The organism is Actinoplanes sp. NPDC049668, from assembly GCF_044465445.1.
In the GTDB taxonomy this organism is placed as follows: Bacteria; Actinomycetota; Actinomycetes; order Mycobacteriales; family Micromonosporaceae; genus Actinoplanes.
Genome location: NZ_JBITLR010000011.1, coordinates 96,203 through 119,372, shown reverse-complemented (window position 1 = coordinate 119,372; position 23,170 = coordinate 96,203). Strand labels below are relative to the sequence as shown.

General features: G+C 72.8%; 19 protein-coding genes. 6 read left to right on the top strand and 13 right to left on the bottom strand.

The window, feature by feature from the left end:
• Positions 1-11: 11 nt before the first annotated feature.
• Complete coding sequence (locus tag ACIBSW_RS38030; RefSeq protein WP_354720321.1) at positions 12-689, top strand: DUF5947 family protein; 678 nt, start codon at positions 12-14, stop codon at positions 687-689.
• Positions 686-1,324: a DUF6084 family protein gene (locus tag ACIBSW_RS38025; protein ID WP_354720319.1), complete on the top strand. Its 639-nt coding sequence runs from the start codon at positions 686-688 to the stop codon at positions 1,322-1,324. Before ACIBSW_RS38030 ends, ACIBSW_RS38025 begins: the two co-directional genes overlap by 4 nt.
• Here ACIBSW_RS38025 and ACIBSW_RS38020 read toward each other — a convergent pair.
• Together ACIBSW_RS38020 and ACIBSW_RS38015 are read right to left on the bottom strand one after the other, a co-directional pair.
• Positions 1,321-2,910: a methyl-accepting chemotaxis protein gene (locus ACIBSW_RS38020; RefSeq protein WP_404799584.1), complete on the bottom strand. Its 1,590-nt coding sequence runs from the start codon at positions 2,908-2,910 to the stop codon at positions 1,321-1,323. The genes ACIBSW_RS38025 and ACIBSW_RS38020 overlap by 4 nt on opposite strands.
• A 90-nt stretch (positions 2,911-3,000) precedes the next feature.
• A complete protein-coding gene (locus tag ACIBSW_RS38015) occupies positions 3,001-5,451 on the bottom strand; it encodes a glycoside hydrolase family 3 N-terminal domain-containing protein (protein WP_354720316.1) in 2,451 nt (816 codons plus the stop codon).
• Between the two features lie 194 nt (positions 5,452-5,645).
• Between ACIBSW_RS38015 and ACIBSW_RS38010 the strand changes: the two genes are divergently transcribed.
• On the top strand, positions 5,646-6,794 hold the full coding sequence (locus ACIBSW_RS38010) for an RNA ligase RtcB family protein (protein ID WP_354720314.1): 1,149 nt from the start codon (positions 5,646-5,648) through the stop codon (positions 6,792-6,794).
• Positions 6,795-6,797: 3 nt separating this feature from the next.
• Here ACIBSW_RS38010 and ACIBSW_RS38005 read toward each other — a convergent pair whose 3' ends face one another.
• From ACIBSW_RS38005 to ACIBSW_RS37980, 6 genes are all read right to left on the bottom strand, one after another.
• Positions 6,798-10,406 (bottom strand): tetratricopeptide repeat protein, encoded by a 3,609-nt coding sequence (locus ACIBSW_RS38005; protein ID WP_354720313.1) that lies wholly within the window; start codon positions 10,404-10,406, stop codon positions 6,798-6,800.
• Complete coding sequence (locus ACIBSW_RS38000) at positions 10,403-10,729, bottom strand: hypothetical protein (protein WP_354720311.1); 327 nt, start codon at positions 10,727-10,729, stop codon at positions 10,403-10,405. The genes ACIBSW_RS38005 and ACIBSW_RS38000 overlap by 4 nt, the downstream gene beginning before the upstream one ends.
• Before the next feature lie 100 nt (positions 10,730-10,829).
• On the bottom strand, positions 10,830-12,044 hold the full coding sequence (locus ACIBSW_RS37995) for an NAD(P)/FAD-dependent oxidoreductase (RefSeq protein ID WP_354720309.1): 1,215 nt from the start codon (positions 12,042-12,044) through the stop codon (positions 10,830-10,832).
• Between the two features lie 12 nt (positions 12,045-12,056).
• Positions 12,057-13,010, bottom strand: a complete 954-nt coding sequence (locus tag ACIBSW_RS37990) for a cellulose-binding domain-containing protein (protein ID WP_354720307.1) — start codon at positions 13,008-13,010, stop codon at positions 12,057-12,059.
• A gap of 40 nt (positions 13,011-13,050) precedes the next feature.
• Positions 13,051-14,274 carry a cellulose binding domain-containing protein gene (locus tag ACIBSW_RS37985; protein ID WP_354720306.1) on the bottom strand — a complete coding sequence of 408 codons (1,224 nt, stop codon included), beginning with the start codon at positions 14,272-14,274 and terminating at the stop codon, positions 13,051-13,053.
• Positions 14,275-14,436: 162 nt separating this feature from the next.
• On the bottom strand, positions 14,437-16,041 hold the full coding sequence (locus tag ACIBSW_RS37980) for a CocE/NonD family hydrolase (RefSeq protein WP_354720304.1): 1,605 nt from the start codon (positions 16,039-16,041) through the stop codon (positions 14,437-14,439).
• A gap of 163 nt (positions 16,042-16,204) precedes the next feature.
• Between ACIBSW_RS37980 and ACIBSW_RS37975 the strand changes: the two genes are divergently transcribed.
• A complete protein-coding gene (locus tag ACIBSW_RS37975; RefSeq protein WP_354720302.1) occupies positions 16,205-16,762 on the top strand; it encodes a helix-turn-helix domain-containing protein in 558 nt (185 codons plus the stop codon).
• Between the two features lie 98 nt (positions 16,763-16,860).
• A complete protein-coding gene (locus ACIBSW_RS37970; protein WP_354720300.1) occupies positions 16,861-17,793 on the top strand; it encodes an anti-sigma factor RsbA family regulatory protein in 933 nt (310 codons plus the stop codon).
• A 13-nt stretch (positions 17,794-17,806) separates the two neighbouring features.
• On the opposite strand, the gene ACIBSW_RS37965 is transcribed toward ACIBSW_RS37970, so the two are convergent.
• The 3 genes from ACIBSW_RS37965 to ACIBSW_RS37955 are packed head-to-tail and all read right to left on the bottom strand — an operon-like array spanning position 17,807 to position 20,884.
• Positions 17,807-19,024 (bottom strand): GAF domain-containing SpoIIE family protein phosphatase, encoded by a 1,218-nt coding sequence (locus ACIBSW_RS37965; RefSeq protein ID WP_354720298.1) that lies wholly within the window; start codon positions 19,022-19,024, stop codon positions 17,807-17,809.
• A 41-nt stretch (positions 19,025-19,065) separates the two neighbouring features.
• Positions 19,066-20,034: an NAD(P)/FAD-dependent oxidoreductase gene (locus ACIBSW_RS37960; protein ID WP_354720297.1), complete on the bottom strand. Its 969-nt coding sequence runs from the start codon at positions 20,032-20,034 to the stop codon at positions 19,066-19,068.
• A 55-nt stretch (positions 20,035-20,089) separates the two neighbouring features.
• Positions 20,090-20,884: a metallophosphoesterase gene (locus ACIBSW_RS37955; protein WP_354720295.1), complete on the bottom strand. Its 795-nt coding sequence runs from the start codon at positions 20,882-20,884 to the stop codon at positions 20,090-20,092.
• A gap of 112 nt (positions 20,885-20,996) precedes the next feature.
• Here ACIBSW_RS37955 and ACIBSW_RS37950 point away from each other — a divergent pair, with 112 nt between their 5' ends.
• Positions 20,997-21,650 carry an adenylate kinase gene (locus tag ACIBSW_RS37950; protein ID WP_354720337.1) on the top strand — a complete coding sequence of 218 codons (654 nt, stop codon included), beginning with the start codon at positions 20,997-20,999 and terminating at the stop codon, positions 21,648-21,650.
• A 6-nt stretch (positions 21,651-21,656) separates the two neighbouring features.
• On the opposite strand, the gene ACIBSW_RS37945 is transcribed toward ACIBSW_RS37950, so the two are convergent.
• Both ACIBSW_RS37945 and ACIBSW_RS37940 read right to left on the bottom strand, forming a co-directional pair.
• The gene (locus ACIBSW_RS37945) at positions 21,657-22,316 is read right to left on the bottom strand and encodes a GntR family transcriptional regulator (protein ID WP_354720293.1); all 660 of its coding nucleotides are present in this window, start codon (positions 22,314-22,316) and stop codon (positions 21,657-21,659) included.
• A 53-nt stretch (positions 22,317-22,369) separates the two neighbouring features.
• Positions 22,370-23,170: an ABC transporter ATP-binding protein gene (locus tag ACIBSW_RS37940; protein ID WP_354720291.1), complete on the bottom strand. Its 801-nt coding sequence runs from the start codon at positions 23,168-23,170 to the stop codon at positions 22,370-22,372.

Below are 23,170 nucleotides of genomic sequence, written 5' to 3'. Positions count from 1 at the left end.
CGAGCCCCGTCATGAGCGGGGCCGACCGCGCCGGGTCCTCGCTGGCCGCGCTGCGCCGGATCGCGCGCAGCGGGCCGGCCCCGACCGTCGGGGAGCGCTGCGACATGTGCGCGGCCGGCCTTCCCGCGGCGCACTCGCACGTGGTCGACCTGCACAGCCGGGCGCTGCTCTGCGCCTGCCGCCCCTGCTACCTGCTGTTCACCGACGAGCAGGCGCGGCTGCAGTACCGGGCCGTGCCGGAGCGCTACCTGTCGCTGCCCGGCGCCGCGATCGACGACCGGGCCTGGCAGGAGCTGCAGATTCCGGTCGGGCTCGCGTTCCTGTTCCGCGACTCCGCGCAGGACCGGATGGTGGCCTCCTATCCGGGCCCGGCCGGCGCGACCGAGGCCGACCTGCCGCAGGCGGCCTGGGACCGGATCGTGGCGCGCGCACCGCAGCTCGCGCTGCTGCGGCCCGACGTCGAGGCGGTCCTGGTGCGCCGCCCGGCCCGGCCCGGGGACGCGGACGCCGACCGGTCGCAACCGCGGTGCTACCTGGTGCCGGTGGACGCCTGTTACGAGCTGGTCGGGCGCCTGCGGATGCTGTGGCGCGGCTTCGACGGCGGGCGGGAGGCACACGAGGCCATGGAGCAGTTCTTCGACCGGGTGCGGGCCTTCAGCCGGCCCGCCCCGCCGGTCGGCGCGGCATGACCGGCTACCGGTTCACCGTCCTCGACGTGTTCGCCGAGCCGCACGCGATCGCGCCGCAGCTGACCGCGCGGCTGCGCGTCGAGGAGACCACCGGCCGGCGCATCCACGCCATCATGCTGCGCTGCCAGGTGCGCATCGAACCGCAGCGCCGCCGCTACGGCGCTGCCGAGCAGGACGGGCTGCTCGGGCTGTTCGGCGGGCGCGAGCGGTGGGCGGACACCCTGAAGCCGTTCCAGTGGATGCGCTGCGACGCCACCGTCCCCGGCTTCACCGGCAGCACCGAGACCGACCTGGCCCTGCCCTGCACCTACGACCTCGAGGTGATCGGCACCCGCTACCTGCACGCCCTCGACGCCGGCGACGTGCCGCTGACCTTCCTCTACTCGGGCACGGTCTTCACCCGCGACGGCAACGGTTTCGGCGTGGAGCAGATCCCGTGGGCGTGCGAGGCCCGGCACGCGATGCCGGTCGCGGTGTGGCGGCGGATGATCTCCTCCTACTACCCGAACACCGGCTGGGTGCGGGTCGGGTCCGACGTGCTGGGCGAGCTGGCCGACTACCGGTCCCGGCACGGCCTGGTGAGCTGGGACGAGACGATGCAGAAGCTGCTGGCCGCGGAGGAGAACACCGCTTAGTACCGGAAGCGGGACACCAGGCTCTGCAGCTGCGTCGACATCGCCGCCAGCTCCTCGGCGGACTGCCGGGTGGCGTCGATCGTGTCCGTGGTCCGCCGGGTGGCGTCCGAGACCCCGGTGATGGTCGCCGCGATGTTGCCGGCGCCGTCGGCCGCCTCCGAGAGCGTGCGGTTCATCTCCTGGGTGGTGGCGGTCTGCTCCTCCACCGCGGAGGCGATCGTCGTCTGGATGGCGTTGATCCGCTCGATGATCGCCGCGATCTCGCCGATCGCGGCCACCGCTCCGGAGGTGTCCGACTGGATCGTCTCGACCCGGCGGGTGATGTCCTCGGTCGCCTTGGCCGTCTCCTGCGCCAGGTCCTTGACCTCGCTCGCGACGACGGCGAAGCCCTTGCCGGCGTCGCCGGCGCGGGCGGCCTCGATGGTCGCGTTGAGCGCCAGGAGGTTGGTCTGCTCGGCGATCGAGGTGATGACCTTGACCACCGTGGCGATCTCGGTCGAGGAGTCGCCGAGCCGGGCGACGGTGGCGTTGGTGGCGGCCGCGACCTGCACCGCCTGCGCGGCGACGACGGTCGCCTCCGAGGTCGAGGTGCTGATCTCCCGGATGGACGCGCCCATCTCCTGCGAGCCGGACGAGACGATCCGCAGGTTGTTGGAGACCACGTCGGCCGCCGAGGCGACCGACCCGGCCTGCGTGGACGCCTCGGCGGCCGCCGTGCCGACCGCGCCGGAGACCGAGGTCAGGTTCTCCGCGGAGGCCTGCAGGGTGGTGGCGTTCTGCGCGAGCTGCACGATGTCCGCGCGGAGGCGGACGATGCCGTGGTCGAGCGCGCTCGCCATCCGGCCGACCTCGTCCTTGACGGTCACCTCGGAGGTGCGGGTGATGTCGCCCTCGGCCAGGCCCTCGGCCACGTGGGAGACCCCGGCGACCGCGCGGCGGATCCGGTTGGCCACCCGCATGCCGAGGTAGACGCTGAGCGCCACGCCGACGACGAGCACGGCCACCACCAGGCGGGTGGCGGACGTCTTCTGGTCCTCGGCCACCTGGATCTGGTCGGCGACCTCCGAGGCCACGTACTTCTCCACCTCGGCCAGGTCCGCGAGGAGCTCGTTGTGCCGCTCGGTGTACTCGGCCAGGCTCTTGGCCTGCTGCTGCGGCGTGAGGGTCGGCGAGATGCCGGCCAGGAACTCCTTGAAGGAGGTCCAGTCGGCCTGCATCTTCGCGACGACCTGTTCGCCGTCCGTGCCGGCCAGGTTCGAGGCCAGCGACTCGAGGCCGGCGTCGACGTTCTCCTGCCGGACGGCCCTGAGCTTGGCGACCTCCCCCGCGAGCGCGGGGTACGCCTTCATCGCGGTGTTGGCCCCGACGTACGCCTCCAGGTTCACCCCGGTGCTCGACGACGCGCTCAGCACCCGCAGGGCCCGCTTCTGCGCGTCGACGGACGTCGAGCTCATCTCGAAGAGCGCCTGCAACGACAGGACGGCGATGATCAGCCCCATGGCGGTCGCGGTCAACACCGCCGAGTTGATCTTAGTTCGAAGCGAACGGTTGTCGAACGCCGCTCCGAAGCCGCCGATACGCGCCACGCGATGTCTCCTGACTCGATGTGATCCCTCCTAGCCCTCTTCGGTCGTGGCGGTGTGAAGCTGAGCACACAAGGACAAGTCGTGCGAAAGTCAGGCGAGAGCGCAGGCGCTGCCGTTGAGCGTGAAGGCCGCCGGGCGGGGATTGGTGCCGGTATGGCTCGCGTTGAAGCCGAAGGTCGCCGTCGCGCCGGCCGCCAGGGACGGGTTCCACGCCTCGCCGGTCGCGGTGACGGCGGCGCCGGCCTGCGTGATCCGCGCCGACCAGGCCTGGGTGACCTGCTGGCCGGCGGCGAAGGACCACTGAAGACTCCAGGTGCTTACCGCGGCCGTTCCGGTATTGGTCACCGAGACGGTGCCGGTGAAGCCGTTGTTCCAGTCGTTGGTCGAGTAGCTCACCCGGCAGGAGGCGGTGCCCGTTCCGCCGGGCGCGGTGGTCACGGCCAGCGCCGCCGAGCGGGCCGACCGGTTGCCCGCCGCGTCGCGGGCGGCCACCGTGAACTCGTAGCGGGTGGCCGGGCTCAGGCCCGTCACGGCGTAGGACGCGGTCGCGGTGCTGCCGGCGGCGACGCCGTCGCGGTAGACGTCGTACCCGGCCAGCCCGCTGCCGCCGGTGTCGGTCGAGGCCGGCCAGGTCAGCGTCAGGCCGGTGGCGGTCACCCCGGACGCGACCGGGGTGCCCGGCACGCTGGGCGCGGCCGTGTCGGTCGGCGAGGAGTAGGTCAGCCCGAATCCGTACGCGAAGAGCGGCGCCTTGCCGTCGCCGTCGTTGATGGGCTGCTGCGCGGCGGACTGCATCCAGGTCACCGGCAGCTTGCCGGTCGGCGCGTAGTCGCCGAAGAGCACGTCGGCCACCCCGGCGCCCTCGCTGCCCGGCAGCCAGGCGGCGACCAGGGCGTTCCAGCGGCCGACCTCGGCGGCGACATCGAGCGGCCGGCCGGAGACCAGGACCACGACCACCGGTACGCCCGCCGCGGTGAGCCGCGACAGCGTGGCCAGGTCCGTGGCGTCCAGGCTCATCGAGCCGGGCCGGTCGCCCTGACCCTCGGCGTACGGCGTCTCGCCGACGACCGCGATCGCCGCCCGATACGAGCCGTCGATGCCGGTGCCGTCGCGCTGGTAGGTGACGGTGGTGGCGCCGCCGACGGCGTTGCGGATGCCCTGCAGGATGGACGTGCCGGGGATGGTGTTCCCGCTCGCGCCCTGCCAGCTGGTCGTCCAGCCGCCGCTCTGGTTGCCCAGGTCGTCGGCGCTCTTACCGGCCACGAAGATCTTCCCGCCGGACTTGGCCAGCGGCAGGACGCCGCCGGCGTTCTTCAGCAGCACCTGCGATTCGCGTACGGCCTGCCGGGCCAGGGCGCGGTGCGCGGCGCCGCCGATGGTGGACGCGTAGGACCGGTCCGCGTACGGGTGTTCGAAGAGCCCCAGCTCGAACTTCTTGGTGAGGATCCGCCGGTTGGCGTCGTCTATCCGCGACATCGGGACCTGGCCGGCCTGCACCGCGTCCCGCAGCCGGGTGATGAAGGCGCGCCAGTCGTTCGGCACCATGATCATGTCCAGGCCGGCGTTGATCGCGGTGGCCACCTCGGCCTGGGTGAAGCCCGGCTGGCCGTCCAGCTGGTCGATCGCCGCCCAGTCCGAGACGGTGAAGCCGGAGAATCCGAGCTCGCCCTTGAGCAGGTCGGTGACGAGGTACCGGGAGCCGTGCAGCTTGGCGCCGTTCCAGCTGCTGAACGAGATCATCACCGAGCCGGCGCCCCGCTGCACCGCCGCGGCGAACGGCGGCAGGTGCACGGCCCGCAGCTCCGCCTCGCTGAGCTGCGTGTTGCCCTGGTCGGTGCCGCCGGTGGTGCCGCCGTCGCCGATGTAGTGCTTCGCCGTGGCCAGCACCGAGGCCGGACCGTCCAGCGTGGCGCCCTGCAGCCCGTCGACGACGGTGGTCATCGCCGTGGCGATCTCCGGCTGCTCGCCGAACGACTCGTAGGTGCGCCCCCAGCGGTCGTTGCGCGCGACGCAGAGGCAGGGCGCGAACGTCCAGTCCTGCCCGGCGCCGGTGACCTCCTCGGCGGTGGCCCGGCCGATCTGCCGTACCAGCGCGGGGTCGCGGGTGGCGCCCAGGCCGATGTTGTGCGGGAAGATCGTCGATCCGTACACGTTGTTGTTGCCGTGCACGGCGTCGATCCCGTAGATCATCGGGATCTGCAGCGGCGCGGCCAGCGCGCCGCGCTGGAACGTGTCGTACATGTCCGCCCAGGCGGCCGGGGTGTTCTGCGCGGGCCCGGAACCGCCGCCGGACAGCACCGAGCCGACCCGGTACGTGGTGATCTCGGCCGCGGTGATGGCGGCCCGCTCGGCCTGGGTCATCTGGCCGATCTTGTCGTCCAGGCTCATCCGGGCGAGCAGGTCGTTCACCCGCTGGGCGACCGGCAGGGCCGGATCCTGGTACGGCAGCGCGGCGGCCGACGACGGCGCGCAGGCCGCGACGGCGGTCGCGAGGAGTCCGGTGAGCCCGAGACGGGCGAGGGCGCGAGCGTGAGATCGCATGCTGGGTCCTGTCCGATGGCGGTCGGTCGGAGCCGCCATCGTCACATGGGAGCGCTCCCATGTTCAATCTGTGTCCACACTGTGAACGGCGGAATTCGATTGCCGCGCCCGGCGGTCTCCGCGACGATGATCCGCATGACGTTCTGACGGACAGCACCCGACGCCCAGGCCCGTACCCTTTCCCGGAGAACGTCTTGTCTCAGCAGCACACCCGTGCCACCGTCACCGTCTTCGCCGCACCGTCGAGCTGGATCGAGTCCGGCGCCGTCGCCCAGTGCGAACAGGTCGCCGCCCTCGACGGCATGCTCCACGTCGCCGCCATGCCGGACCTGCACCCCGGCAAGGGCGCACCCATCGGCGCCGCCATGCGATCGACGATCCTGTACCCGTTCCTGGTCGGCTCCGACATCGGCTGCGGCATCGCCGTGTTCCCCCTGCGCCTCAAGCGCGCCGTACCGGAGAAGCTCGCCGCCCGCTTCCCCGACCTCGACCACCCGCCGGACCCCGACGACCCGGCCTGGGCGGCGCTGGACGGCGACATCCCGGCCGGCCACCTCGACGGCCTGGGCACGGTCGGCCGCGGCAACCACTTCGTCGAGCTCGCCCGGATCGAGACCGTCTTCGAGCCGGCCCACGCGATCCGCCTCGGGCTCGAGCCCGGCGACCTGGTGCTCATCGTCCACAGCGGCTCACGCGGCCTCGGCGAGCGGATCCTGCGCTCGCACACCGAGCGGCACGGCGCCGGCCCGGCACCCGACCCCGCCGCCTACCTGTCCGCGCACGACGACGCCGTCCGCTGGGGCTCGCTGAACCGGCGGCTGATGGCGGCCCGGGTCGCACACGCCCTGGGCGCCGAGCACGCCGAGCCGATCGTCGACCAGTGCCACAACCTGGTCGAACTCCGCGACGGGGCCTACCTGCACCGCAAGGGCGCGGCACCCGGCGACGGCCGCGACGTGCTCATCGCCGGCACCCGCGGCACCCGCTCCTACCTGGTCGCGGCGCACGCGGGCCCCGCGGCCAACCACTCGGTGGCACACGGCGCGGGCCGCAAGATGTCCCGCGCCGACGCCCTGCGCCGGGGGAAGGCTAAGCACACGGTCGAGGAGCTGCGCCGCACGGCGGTCGGGTCGCTGGTGGTCTGCGGTGACCGGCAGCTGCTCTTCGAGGAGGCGCCGACCGCCTACAAGCGCATCGAACAGGTGATCGGCGACCTGGTCACCCACGACCTGGCCACGCCGGTGGCCACCACCGTCCCCCTGGTCACCTACAAGACGGCGGACCTCGGCCCGGCACCCTCACGGGACCGCCGGGACCACCGCCGCAGGCGGGGCCGCCCGTAGGGGCTACTCGCCACGTTCGTCGATGGCGGCGTCGATGGCGGCGTTGATGGCGGCGGCGGGTTCGGGGCCCAGTTCGGCCTGGAGAATGCGCAGGAATTCGTCCGGGTCCAGCGCTTGTCGAACGCCACTCAGGGCCGTCAAAGCGTCTGCCGGCCACACATCGTGCAACTCATGCCAGATGGCGGCCGCCTTGGCGAACGCCAGCGCGGCTTCGTCGCCGCGCTGCCGCTCCTGAGCGATCTTGCCGAGTCGGCGGTAGCTGCTGGCGGCGCGGAACCGGTCATCGAACGTCAGGTCGATGTCGAGGGCCTGCCGGTAGTGGGCTGCGGCCTGATCGAGTCGTCGTTGTTCATACGCGACCCCGCCGAGCTGATAGTAGACGGCCGCGGCGCTGTGCCGGTCGTCGAACTCCAGGAAGAGCTTGAGGGCTTGCCGGTAGTGGGCTTCGGCCTCTCCTAATTGTTCCTGTTCCTGCTTGGCGATGCCGAGCTGGCCGTAGACGCGGGCGGCGCCGTGCCGGTCGTTGAACTCCGTGAGGAGCTGGAGAGCTTGGCGGAAGTGGGCTTCGGCCTCTTCGAACTGTTTCTGTTCCTGCTTGGCGATGCCGAGCTGATGGTAGACGCGGGCGGAGCCGTGCCGGTCGTTGAACTCGGCGAGGAGCTCGAGGGCCTGGCGGTAGTGGGCTTCGGCCTCTTCGAACTGTCCCTGGTCCTGCTTGGCGACGCCGAGCTGGTGGTAGCCGGTCGCGGCGCTGCGCCGGTCGTTGAACTCCGTGAGGAGCTCGAGGGCCTGGCGGTTGCGGGCTTCGGCCTCTTCGAATCGCCGCTGCAGACGCGCGGCGATGCCGAGCTGGCCGTAGAGGTTGGCGAGGCTGCGCCGATCGTCGAACTCCAGGTGGATGTCGATGGCTTGCAGGTAGTGCGCCTCGGCCTGTTCGAACCGGCGCGAATCCTGAGCGGCCCTGCCCGCCAGGTTGTGTAGTTGCGCGAGTTCCCGCCGCAGATCGTCGCGGCCGGATCCACGGTCGGCGGCGATGGCGGTGTCGAGAAGCCGCCGGCGGCTCTCCTGTTGATTCGTCTGGTCCAGGTACTCCTCCAGCGCGCTCATGATCTGGGTGATGGGCTGCATGGTGCGCAATCCGTGATCAAGAGCCGTCGTCAGGTTCGCGTACTCGGTGCGTGCCGCCAGGTGCCCGACCGCGCGTTCTTGCGGGTCGGTCGACGTGAGCATCAACCGGATCTGGCGTCCGAGAGACACGTACAGCAGGTAGTGCGCCTGCTGCGCGAGCTCCTGCAGCGCGGGGTGCTGGTGGATGCGGTTGCGCAGGAAGTACGGCAGCACCGGCAGGATCTGCACCCAGTCGCTCAGCTGGGCCTGCGGCGCGGCCAGTCCGACCCGGACGACTTCGGCGACCGCCGCGCGAAGATCGATCGCACCGAGCCGGCCGACCGCCTCGTGGCCGGCGAGGTACTGCCGGCATTCGTCGAGGGCGAAGGTGGGGATGCTGGCGGTGAACGGGGCCAGCAGCAGCAGGGAGTTCTGGGTGGCCGGGTCGAGCTTGCCGTGGCTGTACTCGATGGCCCGGCCGACCGACCCGATCGGCTCGACGTCGCCGTCGCCCTGCCGGAGCTCGGCGAGGATCTCCGCCGGGGTGTGGGTGCGCAGGGCGGGCAGGACCACCGTCAGCGGCAGCGGATATCCGCCGAGCAGCGTCGTCAGCTCGTCCAGGGCCTTGCGCTGGTCCGCGTCGGTGAAATGGCGGGTGCCGCCGTGCCGGGTGAGGATCGCCTCGATCAACGTGGACGCGGCCTGGTCGTCCAGGCCCGGCAGCGGGTACAGGTTGTCGGCGAAGGTGCGCGGGCCGATCCACTCCTCGTCCTCGCGCGAGCCGAACAGCACCAGGGTCCGCCCGCCCCGCAGCCGGGCCAGGAACGTGGCGAGGCGTTCGCGTTCCGGCTCGGGCAGGGCGTGCGGGATCGCCGCCGGGGTCGCGGTGATCGACTCGGTGTTGTCCAGGATCAGCAGGTAGCGGCGGGCCCGCAGCAGCTGCGCCAGCCGTTCCGGCTGGGCGGCGGCGGGCAGCATCTCCAGCTTCGCCTGCTCCACCCGGTCCAGCAGGGCCGCGGCGATGTCGTGGATCATCTGGTCGAGGGTCCAGGCCCGGTCCTCGTAGCTGAACCGGAACACCATCTCCACCAGGCCGGTGCGCTGCCACCACCAGCCCAGGTGCTCGAGCAGCGTCGACTTCCCGGCGCCGGCCATGCCCTTGACCAGCAGCATGTTGCGGTCCTCGCGGACCAGCAGCCGCCGCTCGATCGCCTGGATGTCCAGGTCGCGGCCGACGAACCCGTACTCGGTGCCGGGCTCGTCGCCGACCAGCGCCTCGCGCTCGAAGTAGCGGGCCTGCTGCTCCAGCGACATCTCCGTGAGCTGCAGCCGGACCTCGCGCTGGGCGAACACCACCGGCAGGACCCAGTCCTCGAGGTTCAGGCTCTGGTCGAAGTACGCCCGGCGGGCCTTGTCGTCGAACAGGCTCCGCCGCGCGGTCTGCATCGCCGTGACCGGGTCGTCGCCGCGGGCCAGGCCGGTGTACAGCAGCGGCATCGCCTTCTCCGCGGCCGAGACCGTCACCGAGTACGCCATGCCGACCGTCACCGGCACGCCGGCGGCGACGAGCCGCTGCGCGAGGCTGGCCTCGCTGGCCGGTTCCTTCGCCGACTGGCAGGCGTTCAGCACCGCGACCGGCACCCGGTGCTCCGCCAGCAGGTCGGCCACCTGCTGCGCCGACACCGGTTCCGACTTGCCGTCGGCCGCTGTCTCGAAGAACAGGAACGCCCGCTCGCCCTCGAACGCGGCCGGGTGCCCGGAGCCGAACAGGTACCGCTCGGCGGCGCGGCCGGCCTCCAGCTCGGCGAACCCGGCGACCGCGCCGTGCGCGTCGAAGTGGATCACCTGGTAGTAGCCGGAGCCGTGCCGCTTCGTCGCGGCCCGCAGCTGTCGCTCCACCGCCTGCCAGGTGCCCGGGCGCACGAGGTCGACCACCACCGGCCGGTCCGCGGTGCGCAGCCCGTCGAGCAGCGGCCGGGAGATGGTGCGGTAGCCGACGTCGGCCCGGCCGGCCGGGCGGGCGGTGACGACCAGGATGTTCAGCGTGGAGCGCTCGGGCGGCAGCTCGAAACCGGGCGGGGCCAGGTCGACGCGGCGGGTCACCGGCAGCCGCAGCACCGCGGGTACCGGCAGCTGCGGGTCGAACAGGGCCTCCCAGTGCAGCCGGTGGAACGCCGCCGTGCCGCGCACCTCCAGGCGGCAGCCGTCGAAGCCGCGCTGTGCCAGCGCCCGGTAGCCGCCGGCGGCGGCGCCGCCGAAGACCTGTTCGAACAGCCGCTGCCCGTACGCCCGCAGCCGGCGCACCGCGTCGTCGTCCCAGTCCTGGTCCAGGAACGGGAACCGCAGATGCTCCTCGAAGTACCAGGCCAGCCGGTCCTCGTCGCCGTCGACCGCGGGGTCGGCGACGACCACCTCATGCTCGGCCGAGTCGGGAAAGGACACCCGCACGAGGTACGAGCCGTCCGCCCGGCGTGATCGCTCCGAGACGCCGATGACCGCGGTCACCCGATGCTCCGCCGGACCCGGACGACCACCACCCGATCGTCGCCCGACACGGTCTCGGTCAGCTCCAGCTCCGTCACGTCCACCGCCGGGCGCTGCTGGGCGACCAGCCGGCGGATCAGGTCGTACAGCACGCTGCTGGCCAGGTTCACCGCGAGCGGGACCCAGATCAGCTCCGCCAGGCCGGGCAGGAAGCTGCCGGGCGCGGGGGCCCGCACCGAGGCGGCGCCCAGCGCGGCGGCCTCCTCGTCGCCGTCCCAAGCCTTCGCCAGCGCCGCGGGCTCCACACCCACCGCCGGATCCACCGCCACCAACAGCCGGGTCATCCCCACCCCCAGATCACTTGAGCGCAACGTGGTCCCACGATGACACAGCGATCAATGTGGCGACATGGGACGAACACGTGAGGGTGATCGGGACGGGCGGCTACCGGGTCTGCGCCGCCCGGCCGATGATGCGTGCAACGTTTTCCGGCGCGAAGAACTCGGCGGGCGAGGTGGCGCCGGAGTTGACCCGTGCGAACGCGTCCATCGCCGACTGATCGCCCCGCATGGCCGTGACCAGCTGGATCATCTGGGCGTCCGGCGGCTCCAGCGCGGCGATCTGCGCCGTCATCTCGTACATCGGCAGCGCCCGGTCGTCGCGGACCCGCTGGTACGCCGCCATCGCCTCGTCGTACGGGCGCCCGCCGCCGAGCGCCTCGTCGAGCGCGCCGGCGCACGACTCGGCGTCGAGGAAGGCGTCGGTGATGCCCTGCGCGGTGATGAAGTCGCGGTTGTAGCCGGCGTCGCCGACCAGCGCCCAGCCCGGACCGTACGGCGTGCGGAAGTAGTTCGGCACCGACGCGCCGGCGAACCGCGACTCGCGGGTGGCGCCGCGCAGCCGCTCGGCGAACTCGGGCGCATGCGCGAAGGTCCGGTTCAGGGCGCCCTCGATGTCGTCGCGGTGCTCGGCCAGCTCCGCGTAGGGCCAGCCGCCGATGACCATCGTGAGGCCGTCGTTGGTCGGGCAGGCCGCCCAGCCGCGACCCGGCCGGCTGTAGATCTCGAAGGTGCCGTCCAGCGGAAGGTCGCTCCAGTACGCGTAGTACCCGCAGGTCAGCGGCGGTCGCTCGTGGTACCGGCCCGGCCGGACGGCCTTGGCGACCACCGAGTTGCGCCCGTCGGCGCCGACGACGACCCGCGCCCGCTCCACCACCGGCGCCCCGCCGGGGTCCCGGCCGTGCACTTCGCTCAGCTCGCCGGTGCCGGCCCGGACCTCATCGACGGTGAACGCCTCGCGGACCTCCGCGCCCGCCTCGGCGGCCCCGTCGACCAGGATCTTGTCGAGCACCGTACGCCTGGGCGCGTACGCGAAAGGGGAGTCCGGGGTGCCGGGCGCACCGCCGAGGGTGAGCGGCCCGAAGTCGAAGGTGTAGCGCCCGATCGGCGGGCAGCCGGTCGCCGTGACCCGGTCGAGCAGGCCCCACCGCTTGAGCGCGGCGGCGCCCGGCGGATGGATCAGGTGGGTCGACACCGTGTCGCTGGGGAACGTCGCCCGGTCCAGCAGCAACACCCGGTGTCCCCGGCGCGCCAGCAGCATCGCCAGCGGCGACCCGGCGCAGCGCGCACCGACCACGATGACGTCGTAAGCGTGACCCATCCCTAGGTCCTATCACGACTGAGCGACGTAGCTCAGCTCTGCCACTGTCGAGTACCGGTCGACGGCGTTGATGGTCCGCACCCCGAACCTGTGCGTGCCGGCCGGGGGAGCCGGCACGATGATCCAGCCGTCGCCGGTCTGGCCGACGGTGGCCCCGTCCAGGGAGACCTCGTAGCCGGCGACCGGGGGAATGGAGATCTGCGACGACGCGGGCGGGCCGGTCCACGAGAGCCGCAGCAGGCCGGCGGCCGGCGTGTCCACCCGCAGCCCGCTCGGCGCGGCCGGGATCTCGTCGCCGCGCCAGATCTGCCCGAGCGAGCGGTACGAGTACGGCGAGTGGTTGCCCGCCGCGTCGACCGCGCGGACGGCGAAGACGTAGATCCGGGGCGGCAGGGCCGGCCCGTTCGAGTAGACGTACCGGGTGCCGGCGACCGTGGCGAGCAGCCGGCCGCTCTCGTGCACCTCGTAGGCGACCGCGCCGCTGTCGTCGGCCGACGGCGCCCAGGTGAGCGTGAGCCCGGCGCTGATGTCGAAGGCGAGCGGCCCGGTGCGGGCCGGCGGGGTGTGGTCCGCGGGCACCCCGGCGCAGTCGACGCCGTTGAGCTTGCAACCCGTCGGCGTGCCCTGCCCCTCCGCGACCCAGCCGAACGTCTCCGACGCTCCCGGCGCGATGGTGCCGTTCCAGCTCTCGTTGCGGACCGTGTAGTGGTCGCCGGCGCGGGTGAACACGCCGCTGTACGAGCTGGTCACCCGGGTGCCGGCGGCGAGGTCGAACTCGACCCGCCAGCCGTCGATCGCGGCCGCGGTGTCGTTGCGGACGGTGATGTTGCCGACGTATCCGGAGGGCCACTGCGAGACGCGGGTGAAGACGGCGACCGGCGCGGTCGCGGCGGCGGCGGGTGCCGCGGGTACGAGGGCGGCGGCGCTGAGGGCGAGCGCCACGGCGATCCGGGCCGAGAACTTCATATCGACAACCGTATATCGAACGCCGGGCGCCCGGTGCCCCCTAGTACCCGTATCGGTTCTTCAGGTGGCGCCACCAGTCGCGCAGCATCCACTTGTCGAACTCGGTGATCTGCGTGGCGCTGCCCGCCTTCATCAGGAAGCCACCGACGTCCGGGCTCCAGTCGTAGAAGTCGTCCAGGCCGAACGTGTGGCCGACCTCGTGCAGGAAGATGTGGATGTTCTCCTGGCCGACCGCGCCGAGGAAGTACTCGCTGCCGACCCGCTGTCCCCAGTCGCCGCCCGCGCCGCCGCCGAACCCCGCGGTCAGCCACAGTGACTGGTCGTAGTGCCGCGCCGCGCCGCCCGGGCAGTTCGGGTAGGTGCCGGACTGGTTGAAGAAGCGGCCGCACGGCGCGGCGCACTGCGGCGCGTTCTCGCGGATGTCGTTGACGTAGATGTCGACCGAGTTGTCCGTCCACTCGAGCTGTGCGCGGTCACGCACCGCCCACCCGACGATGTTGACCGGGACCTCCTGGTACGGCCAGCCGTTGTGCCCGGCCATCACGTCCATCCACTTCTTCACCTGGCGCTTGAGGGCGGCGTGGATGGCGTCGCGCTGTGCGGTGCTCACCCGGGCCGACGAGTCCCACCGTACGCAGTAGTTCAGGTAACCACGGTTGGCCATGACCTGGTCCCAGCCGTAGTTACGGAAGCCGTACAGGTTGGAGTAGGTGCTCTCCTGGTGCTGCCACACCTGGTTGAGGCCGGTGACGAGGTTGGCCGGCGGGTTCCAGCCGCTCGCGGGCGGCGCGGTCGTCGGCGCGGTGGTCGGTGGCGTGGTCGGCGGGGCGGTGGTCGGCGCGGTGGTCGGCACTGGCGCGCCCGTGCAGGTGGTGCCGTTGAGGGCGAAGGACGCCGGCGGGGTGTGCGTGCCGGTGACGCTCGCCTGGAAGCCGAAGCTCGTCGCCGCCCCGGTCGCAAGCGACCCGTTGTACGCCGCGTTGACGGCGGTGACCTGGGTGCCCGACTGGGTGACCGTCGCGTTCCAGCCCTGCGCGACCCGCTCGTCGCGGCCGAACGCGAAGGTGAGCCGCCACGACGTGACCGGGTCGCCGAGGTTGGTGATCGCGACGTTGGTGGTGAAGCCGCCGCCCCACTGGCTGGCGACGGTGTAGTCGACCCGGCACCCGGCCGCCGCGGCGTCCGCCACCGCGACCGTCGCGCCGACCGCCGTTGCGCTCGTCAGCAGGACGGCCAGCAGGCGCCCGCCCGCACTTCGCCTCATCGATCACTCCCTCCATCATGCTCCCGAGTGAACGTTCACAACGTCACAAGGTGTGCAGACTTTGTTCGAATTGGCGCCATTATAGGCACGGATCGACAAGCATGGATAAAAGCCGGCGCCGGCACCCACGAGGGGGCCGGCGCCGGAGGGGGCGGTTCGGGACTACCGGACCGGGACGTCCAGGTAGGACCCGGCCGCGATGGTGACGGAGCCACCGGCGGCGTTCTCGTCGTAGTAGAGCGGGTCGACGGTGTCGACGACCAGGGTGAGCGAGTGCCCGGCCGGCAGGTCGTACGCGGTCGCCGACAGGTCCAGGTCGATGGTCCGGTTGCCGGTGCTCGTACCGAGCCAGGTGGCGGGCGCGTGGGTGATCAGCTTGGCGGTGCCGATCAGGTTGAGGTCGTAGAGGTACGCGACGACGGTGCCCTTGGCCGCCGTGCCGGTCAGCTCCAGGTGCAGCTTCGGTATGCCCCGGATCCGCTGCGGGGAGCTTGGCCGCTCCGACGCCCACACCCCGGCCCGGTTCCGGTTCACGGTGGGCAGCCAGATGGACGGCTGCTCGCCGGTCAGGGCGGCGATGCCGTTGGTGAGCAGGACGACGCCGCCGTCGGCGTTGGTGTTGAGGTCCGTCGGGATGGTCTTGTGCCAGCCCGTCTCCCGCGCGCCGCCGAGCAGGCCGGTGTCGTCCCAGTCGCGGATGTGGCCGAGCTCGTACCGGCTGGTCGACGGCGCGAGGGCGGCCCAGTCCGCGTACCGCTCGGTGCCGGCGTTGTAGGGCTTCACCTGGACGGCGGGCTCGGCGGCGATGCCGGTATCGATCCCGGCCAGGTGCTGGTCGAACCAGCGGTAGACGCTGTTCCACACGTCGTTGTCCAATCCGAGGATGCCGGTGAGCTCGGCGATCGCGTGGTCGCCCGGGCGCAGCTCGAGGCGCTTCGGTCCGGTGTACCGCCCGTAGAAGTCGACCAGCTGGTTCGGCGGGAAGATGGAGTCGCCCCAGCCGTTCGCGATCATCACCGCGGGCCGGTTGGCGTTGAGGGCGTCGAGATAGGTCTCCGCGGAGCGGACCTGCGACCAGGCGAGGATCTGGTCGGCGTTGCGGTTGGCGGCGAAGTCGTCGAGCTTGCCGGTCAGCTCCGGGCCCGGGTTGCCGAGCAGGTCGGCGGCGATCTTGAGCAGCGCGGCCGACTGCCGGTGCCGGGTCGAGTCCGCGTAGAGCGAGTAGGGCAGGTCGGTCCAGCCGCTCAGCACCGCGACCGTGCGGATCCGCCGGTCGAAGGCCGCGCCGAGCAGGCTGAGCCCGCCGCCGTACGAGATGCCCGCGGTGCCGAAGCGCGCCGGATCGGCCGGAGTGTTGGCGATCGCCCAGTCGATCACCTTGGACAGGTCGCTCATGTCCTTCGGCCCGGCCGTGTCGATCTCCCCGCCGGAGCTCCACCAGCCCCGCGGCGTGTACGAGACGACGACGTAGCCCCGCCCGGCGAGGACTTTCGCCTGGGCGAGGTATTCGAGGTCGTTGAGGCCCCAGCTGGCCGGGAAGACGATGGCCGGGTATCGGCCCGCGGCGGACGGCGCCACGTAGTTGGCCTTGAGGGTCACCCCGGCGCCGGGTATGTCGACGAACCGGACGGGTGTCGTCGCCACGGCCGCCGCGGCCCGGGTCACGGGCGCCGGTGCGGCGGTCGCGGGGGTCGCGGGGACGGACAGGGCGACGGCGGCGAGCACCGACAGCAGGGCGGCGAGCGGAGTCGAGCGGCCTGGCACCATGCGCACTCCTCGGGTGACGGTGCGCTGTTTCCGCCGGGTAACGGCTGCTGCAGCGCTGGTGGTGGCGGCAGCGTAGGAACCGGTACCGAGAAATTGAAGACGGTGACATTCTCGTTACCGGCCGGTAACGTAGGGGGTCCGCCCGGAGGGAGCGTGGCCTTTGATGTACGGAGTCCAGACGTCGCGTCGCCGGGACGCGCAACGCAACCGGGCCGCGATCATCGCGGCCGCGAGCGAGGTTCTGAGCGGTCCCGAGCCGCCGGCGCTGATGCCCGAGGTCGCCCGCCGCGCGGGCGTCGGCCAGGCCACCCTGTACCGGCACTTCCCGGACCGGCACGCGCTGACGGTCGCCGTCATCGGCCATCACCTGCAGGGGCTGGAGGTGGCCGCCGCGGCCAGCGTCGAGCGGCCGGCTCTGTTCCGGGCCCTGCTGCGCGAGCTGCTGCGCACGCTGATCACGATGCGCCCGCTGGTGCTGCTGGCGCAGCGCCTCGAACCCGGCGCCCGCAACCGGTACGTCCGGCGGGCCATCGCGGCCCTCTCGCCGCCGCTGCGCAGCGCGCAGGAGAGCGGGTACGTCCGCCACGACCTCGTGCCCGACGACCTGATCCTGCTGGTCACCATGGTGCGTGGCGCGACGGAGTCCACCGGCGACGCGGTGAGCGGCGTCGTCGCCGGCGAACGGTCGATCGACCTGGTGCTGGACGGCGTCTTCCTCTGACCGGCGGTTCCCGCGGCGGGCGGCCCCGGCGCCCGGCGGGTACGGTTGGCGCGACGTCCGTGCCGGACCGGGCGGGCGCGGGGCCCGAGGAGGCGCAAGTGGTCGTGCCCGGCCACGGGTCCTTCGATCATCGGGGTCTGCTCTACCGCGACCCCGGCGAGTACCTGTCCGGCGCCACCGCCTTCGTGCACTCCGCCCTCGAGGCCGGCGACCCCGTGCTGGTCGCCGTGCCCGATCCGGGCCTGGACCTGCTGCGCGGCGCACTCGCCGAGGCCGCGGGAGAGGTCAGCTTCGCCGACATGTCGGTGGTCGGCCGCAACCCCGGCCGGATCATCCCCGGCGTCCTGCTCGCGTTCGCGGCCGCCCATCCCGGACGGCGTGCCTGGATCGTCGGCGAACCGATCTGGCCCGGCCGCACCGAGCTCGAGTACCCGGCCTGCGCCGCGCACGAGGCGCTGGTCAACGCCGTGTTCGCCGGCCGGGACGCCGCCATCCTGTGCCCGTACGACGTCACCGGGCTTCCCGCGACCGCCGTGCGGGACGCCTGGCGCACCCACCCGGTCATGCTCGACGGCGGCGCCCGCCGGCCGAGCGGGGCGTACGCCGATCCGCTCGCGACCGCCGCCGGCTTCAACCTGCCGCTACCGCCGGTGCCGCCCGGCGCCGCGTCCATGGAGTACGACGGCGGGCTGCTCCTCGCGGCGGTGCGCCGGTTCGTGCTCGGTCACGCCGCCGGCGTGCTCGGCGCCGACCGCGCGCACGACCTGGTGCTGGCCGCCAACGAGCTGACGGCCAACACGGTCGAGCACGCCGGCGGCGGCGGCCGGATCGCGGTGTGGACCGAGCCGGGCCGGCTGGTCTGCCAGATCGACGACGGCGGGCGCCTGCTCGATCCGCTCGCGGGCCGCATCGTGCCGCTGCCGCGGACCGAGGGCGGCCGGGGCCTGGTCCTGGCCAACGAGCTCTGCGACCTCGTGCGGGTGCACACGACGCCGGCGGGTACCAGCATCCGCCTGCACATGGCGAGCTGACCGCCGCGCCCGGTCAGACCGGCGGCAGCCGCCGCACCGCAAGCAGGGCGACGTCGTCCGTCGGCTGCTCCGTGCCGATGCTCGCCATGATGGTGGAGCAGACCGTCTCGGCGTCGTCGGTCCGGACCGCGGCGGTCAGGCGCTCGATACCCACGTCGATGACCTCTCCGCGGTGCTCGACCAGCCCGTCGGTGTAGCAGACCAGGACGGCGCCGGGCGGAAAATCGATGACCGTGGTCGAGCGGCTCGCCGCCGGCGGGCCGATGCCCAGCGGCGGACCGACGGCCAGCTTCGGTATGTACGCCGGGCGGCCGGGCGCGGCGAGCACCGGCGGCAGGTGCCCGGCCGTCGAAAGATGGATCTCGGTGCGGTCCGGGGAGATCATGCCGTAGAGCGCCGTGGTGAGGTTGCCGGTCTCGAAGTGGTGGACCTTGCGGTCCAGCAGCGTCAGCGCGGCGGCCGGGTCGTCGCAGACCAGCGCGTACGCCCGCAGCGCGCTGCGCACCCGGCCCATCACGACGGCCGAGCCCAGGCCGTGGCCGGACACGTCGCCGATGACCACGCCCAGCCAGCCCGACGGCAGGCCGAAGACGTCGTACCAGTCGCCGCCGATGCCGAAGTCGTGCCCGGGCACGTAGCGGGCCGCCATGTCGACGCCCGGCACGCCCGGCAGCTGCGCCGGCAGCAGGCTGCGCTGCAGGGCCAGCGCGGCCGCCTGGTCGAGCTTGCTCGAGCGCATCTGCCCGGCGATGCTCGCGCGGTCGGCGACCAGCCGCAGCAGGTGCACGTCGTCGGGGGTGAAATCCCGGTGGGTGAGGCTGCCGATGTGCAGGACGCCGACGAGTTCGTCGCCGGCGAACATGGGCACGCCCAGCAGTGACCGGATGCCCTTGTCCAGCAGCACCGGGTTGACCACGTCGTCCGGGGTGACGTCGCTGATGGCCAGCGGCTGCCGGGTCTGCGCGATCCGGCCGGCGAAGCCGCGGCCGACCGAGACCCGGAAGCCGCGCCGGACCTCCTCCTCGAGGCCCTTGGCCGCGGTCGCGACGAGCTGCCGGGCGTGCACGTCCATCAGCAGGATCGCCGCGGTGTCGACGTCGAGCAGGTCCCGCACCCGGTCGAGGAGCTCGTCCAGCAGGTCGGCGACGGCGAGCCTGGACAGGGCCATGTCGGTGACGGCCTCGAGCTGGCGCAGCCGCTCGTCGGCCCTGATCCCTTCGGCCTCCGGCACGTCAGCAGCCTAGTACCTGGACCATCGGCCGGCGGGCCGGGTCAGGAACCCTCCGAGGAGTGCCCGGGGAAGAGGTGTGCCGCCGGGTCGATGGCGACGGCGGCGTTGTTGACCGCGGTGGCCGCCTCGCCGAAGCCGGTCGCGATCAGCCGGACCTTGCCGGGGTAGTCGGCGATGTCGCCGGCGGCGAACACCCGCGGGAGGTTGGTGGCCATCGTGCTGGTCACCACGATGTGCCGCCGGTCGAGCCGCAGGCCCCAGCCGGCGAGCGGGCCGAGGTCGGCGGTGAAGCCGAGCGCGGCGACCACGGTGTCCGCCGGGGCCCGGTGCGTCGAACCCTGGTTGTCGGCGATGTCGGCGGCGGTCACCCGTCCGTCGCCGTGCAGGGCGGTGACCTGGGCGTTCACCAGGATGCGCACGGGCAGCGCCCGGACCCGCTCGACGGTCGCCTCGTGCGCCCGGAATCGGTCGCGGCGGTGCACGAGGGTGACCGACTTCGCCAGCGGGTGCAGCGCGAGCGCCCAGTCGAAGGCCGAGTCGCCGCCGCCGACGATGACCACGTGGTGGCCGGCGAGCGCGTCCAGCCGCGGCACGAAGTAGACCACGCCGGCGCCCTGGTATCCGTCCGCTGCCGGCAGCGGCCGTGGGGTGAATCCGCCCAGCCCACCGGTGATGATGACGGCGCCGGCGGCGACCCGCGAGCCGTCCGCAAGGCCCAGCACCGGCGCGCCGTCGGGATGGGACAGCGTCTCCGCGCGCACTCCGAGCAGGTAGTGCGGCGCGAACGGCTCGGCCTGCGCGACGAGGTTGGCGACCAGGTCGCGTCCCTTGATCGTCGGGAAGCCCGCGACGTCGAGGATCTCCTTCTCCGGGTACAGGGCGGTGATCTGCCCGCCCGGCTCGGGCAGCGTGTCGATGACGGCGACGCGCAGGCCCCGGAAGCCGGCGTAGTAGGCCGCGAACAGCCCAGACGGCCCGGCGCCGATGATGGCGACGTCCACCTCGAGCATGCCGCCATCGCCGCCTTCCCTCGGTAGGCCGATCGTACCCCCGGCGCGCGCCGCGTCAGGCGTGCCAGCCGTCCTCGGCCCGCCGCCATTCGGTCTCCGACCGGGTCTCGAAACGGCCGTCGCGCCAGTGCCGCACGCGCACGCACAGCCGCTCGCCGGACAGCTCGAGAACCGTGTACGACTGGCTCTCGCCGGCCCGGACCCGACGGGAGCAGGCCGTGCCGCTCATCACGCCGATCATGTGCCGCCCGAGGCCCGGCCGGGTCAGGGACAGGTCGGCCTGCGCCGACACGTGGTCGTGCCCGCAGATCACCACGTCGACCCCGGCCCGGGCCGCCGCCCGCAGGGCCCGGTCCGCGCCGTGCAACAGCGTCAGCCCCGGGCGCTGCGCGGACCGGAACACCGGGTGGTGCACCATCAGCACCCGCAGCCGGGCCGCCGCGGTGAACGCGCCGCCGATCCGGGCCACCTGCCCGGCGTCCACCCGCCCGTTCTTCCACAGGTACGGCCGCGCGGTGCTCAGCCCCAGCACCTGCAGGCCGTCGGCGTGCAGCATCGGCTGCGGCTGGGCGTCGACGAACCGCCGGTAGCCGGCGAGCGGGCGTACCGCCCGGGTCAGCACCCGGTCCAGCGGCAGGTCGTGGTTGCCCGGCACGCTGGTCCACGGCCGGCCGATCGACTCCAGCAGCGCCCGCGCCGCGCGGAACTGCCCGGTGCGCGCCCGCATCGTCAGGTCACCGCTCACCAGCACCCGGTCGATGTCCTGCGCGGCCAGGTCCGCGCGCAGGCCGGCCACGACGCCGGGGTCCTCGGCGCCGAAGTGCAGATCGGTGACATGGACCAGCCGCATGCGAGCGAGCCTAATACCATCCGCTGCGGGCTATCGGATCTTTCCGGCCGGGTGCCGCCGATGCCGTAGCCTGAGCGTCTGTCGCAGGGCCCGGCGACCGGAGGGCGGCGTGATGCGGGTGTTGATGGTCGCGCCACCGGGCGCGGGCAAGGGTACGCAGGGCGCGGTGATCGCAGCGCACTTCGACGTCGCGCACATCGCCACCGGCGACCTGCTCCGGGACCATGTGGCCCGGCGGACCGAGCTCGGCCTCGCGGTCCGCGAGCACCTGGACAACGGCGACCTGGTGCCCGACGAGATCGTCCTGGACATGGTCCGCGACGCGATGGTCACGGCCAAGCACAGCGGCGGCGGGTACGTCCTGGACGGCATGCCCCGCAACATCACGCAGGCCCGCGAGCTGTACAAGACGGCGCAGACCCTCGGCATGACGGCGAGCGTCGCGCTGCACCTCAAGGCCGACGACGACGAACTCCTGCGGCGGCTGCTCGCCCGCGCGGCCCTGGAGCACCGCGCCGACGACACCGAGCCGGTGATCCGCCGGCGGCTCGCGCTGTACCACGAGACGACCCATCCGATCGTCACCTGGTACGCAGAGCGCGGCATCCTGGTCTCCGTCGACGCCATGCAGCCCGTCGAGATCGTCGCTCGGCAGATCCTCACCGCGCTGGAGGCGATGCGCCCGCTGATCGAGCACGTACCGGAGCACGCCCGGCGCCCGGTCGACCTCACCGGGCTCGGCGCCGCGTTCGGCGTCGGCGGCTGACCCGCGTCAGTCCACACCCAACGCCGCGGGGAATCGCGACGCCGCCGGGGCCGCCGCGAACTTGGTGAGCGCGTCGATCACGCTCGTCAGGTGCGCGCGCATGACCCGCTCGGCCGCCTCGGGGTCCCGCCCGCAGACCGCCTCGACGATGGCCAGGTGCTCCGGAAGCGACACCGACGGGCGCCCGGGCACCAGCGAGAGCCGGAACTGGTGGCGCACCAGCTGCCCGTTGAGCTGGTCGATGATCTTCGTGGCGGAGGCGTGCTGCGCGATGGCCCGGACCCGGGCGTGCAGCTGCGCGTTGAGCTCGGAGTAGCGCAGCATGTCCGCGCTCTCCACCGCCGCGGTCATCCGGCCGCCCAGCTCGCGCAGCTCGGCGATCTCGGCGTCGGTGATCCGCTCCGCGGCGCGGGCCGCCACCAGCCCCTCGACGGCGCGCCGGATCTCGGTTATCTCGATCGCCTCGTCGAGGGAGATCTCGCGTACCCGGGCGCCGCGGTTCGGCTGGAGCTCGACCAGGCCCTCGTTCGCCAGCCGGGTGAGCGCGTTGCGCAGCACGAACCTGCTGGTGGCGTACCGCTCGACCAGCTCGGTCTCGATGAGCCGCTGGCGTGGCGCGTACTCGCCGCGCAGGATGGCCGCCCGGAGCTCGTTCAGCACGTCCATCGGGTCGGTACTCCTCCTCGGTGTCGCCGTGTAGTTCGGTCGGTCATCGCAGGTTACGCGGTGTCCGGCCGGTGACCCTGCTTCGCCAGTTGTATCAGCCCGTACACGTGACTCCGCAGCTCGGCGAAGCGCGGCGCCGAGCGGGTCGCCAGCTGATCGCGGTCGTCGGGCAGGTCGATGCGGACGTCCTCCAGGACCACCGTAGGCCGGTTGGACAGGACCAGGACCCGCTCGCCGAGGTAGACCGCCTCGTCGATGTCGTGCGTGACGAACAGGACGGTGACGCCGAGCCGGCGCCAGAGCCGGCGCACCAGGTCCTCGAGGTCGGCTCGGGTCTGCGCGTCGACGGCGGCGAACGGCTCGTCCATCAGCAGCACGCTCGGCTCGTACGCGACCGCGCGGGCGATGGCGACGCGCTGCTGCATCCCGCCGGACAGCTGCCAGGGATGGGCGTCGGCGCTGTCGCGCAGGCCGACCGAGTCGAGGGCGGCGTCGACCTTGGCGGTGCGCTCGGCGCGGGACAGCCCCTTCTCCCTGAGGGGCAGCTCGACGTTGCGGCGGACGGTGAGCCACGGGAACAGGCTGCGGCCGTACTCCTGGAAGACCACCGCCATGCCGGCCGGCGGGCCGGTCACCGGGGCGCCGTCGAGGCTGATCCGGCCGCCGGTGGTCTCGAGCAGCCCCGCCACGCAGCGCAGCAGGGTGGTCTTGCCGGCGCCCGACGGGCCGACGATGCAGACCAGCTCGCCCTTGTCGAGCCGGAAGGTCAGGTCGCGCACGGCTTCGACCGGCTCGCCGTGGCCCGCGTAGGTCTTGGCGAGCCCGGCCACGTCGAGGGCGGCGGTTGGGGTCAC

Excerpts from the sequence above, each read along its gene's own strand:
- ACIBSW_RS37955 (WP_354720295.1), bottom strand. The coding sequence starts at position 20,884 with ATGCGGCTGGTCCATGTCACCGATCTGCACTTCGGCGCCGAGGACCCC.
- ACIBSW_RS37950 (WP_354720337.1), top strand. The coding sequence starts at position 20,997 with ATGCGGGTGTTGATGGTCGCGCCACCGGGCGCGGGCAAGGGTACGCAG.
- ACIBSW_RS37975 (WP_354720302.1), top strand. The coding sequence starts at position 16,205 with ATGTACGGAGTCCAGACGTCGCGTCGCCGGGACGCGCAACGCAACCGG.
- ACIBSW_RS38030 (WP_354720321.1), top strand. The coding sequence starts at position 12 with ATGAGCGGGGCCGACCGCGCCGGGTCCTCGCTGGCCGCGCTGCGCCGG.
- ACIBSW_RS37985 (WP_354720306.1), bottom strand. The coding sequence starts at position 14,274 with ATGAGGCGAAGTGCGGGCGGGCGCCTGCTGGCCGTCCTGCTGACGAGC.
- ACIBSW_RS37980 (WP_354720304.1), bottom strand. The coding sequence starts at position 16,041 with ATGGTGCCAGGCCGCTCGACTCCGCTCGCCGCCCTGCTGTCGGTGCTC.
- ACIBSW_RS37995 (WP_354720309.1), bottom strand. The coding sequence starts at position 12,044 with ATGGGTCACGCTTACGACGTCATCGTGGTCGGTGCGCGCTGCGCCGGG.
- ACIBSW_RS38015 (WP_354720316.1), bottom strand. The coding sequence starts at position 5,451 with ATGCGATCTCACGCTCGCGCCCTCGCCCGTCTCGGGCTCACCGGACTC.
- ACIBSW_RS37990 (WP_354720307.1), bottom strand. The coding sequence starts at position 13,010 with ATGAAGTTCTCGGCCCGGATCGCCGTGGCGCTCGCCCTCAGCGCCGCC.
- ACIBSW_RS37960 (WP_354720297.1), bottom strand. The coding sequence starts at position 20,034 with ATGCTCGAGGTGGACGTCGCCATCATCGGCGCCGGGCCGTCTGGGCTG.
- ACIBSW_RS38025 (WP_354720319.1), top strand. The coding sequence starts at position 686 with ATGACCGGCTACCGGTTCACCGTCCTCGACGTGTTCGCCGAGCCGCAC.
- ACIBSW_RS37945 (WP_354720293.1), bottom strand. The coding sequence starts at position 22,316 with ATGGACGTGCTGAACGAGCTCCGGGCGGCCATCCTGCGCGGCGAGTAC.
- ACIBSW_RS38000 (WP_354720311.1), bottom strand. The coding sequence starts at position 10,729 with ATGACCCGGCTGTTGGTGGCGGTGGATCCGGCGGTGGGTGTGGAGCCC.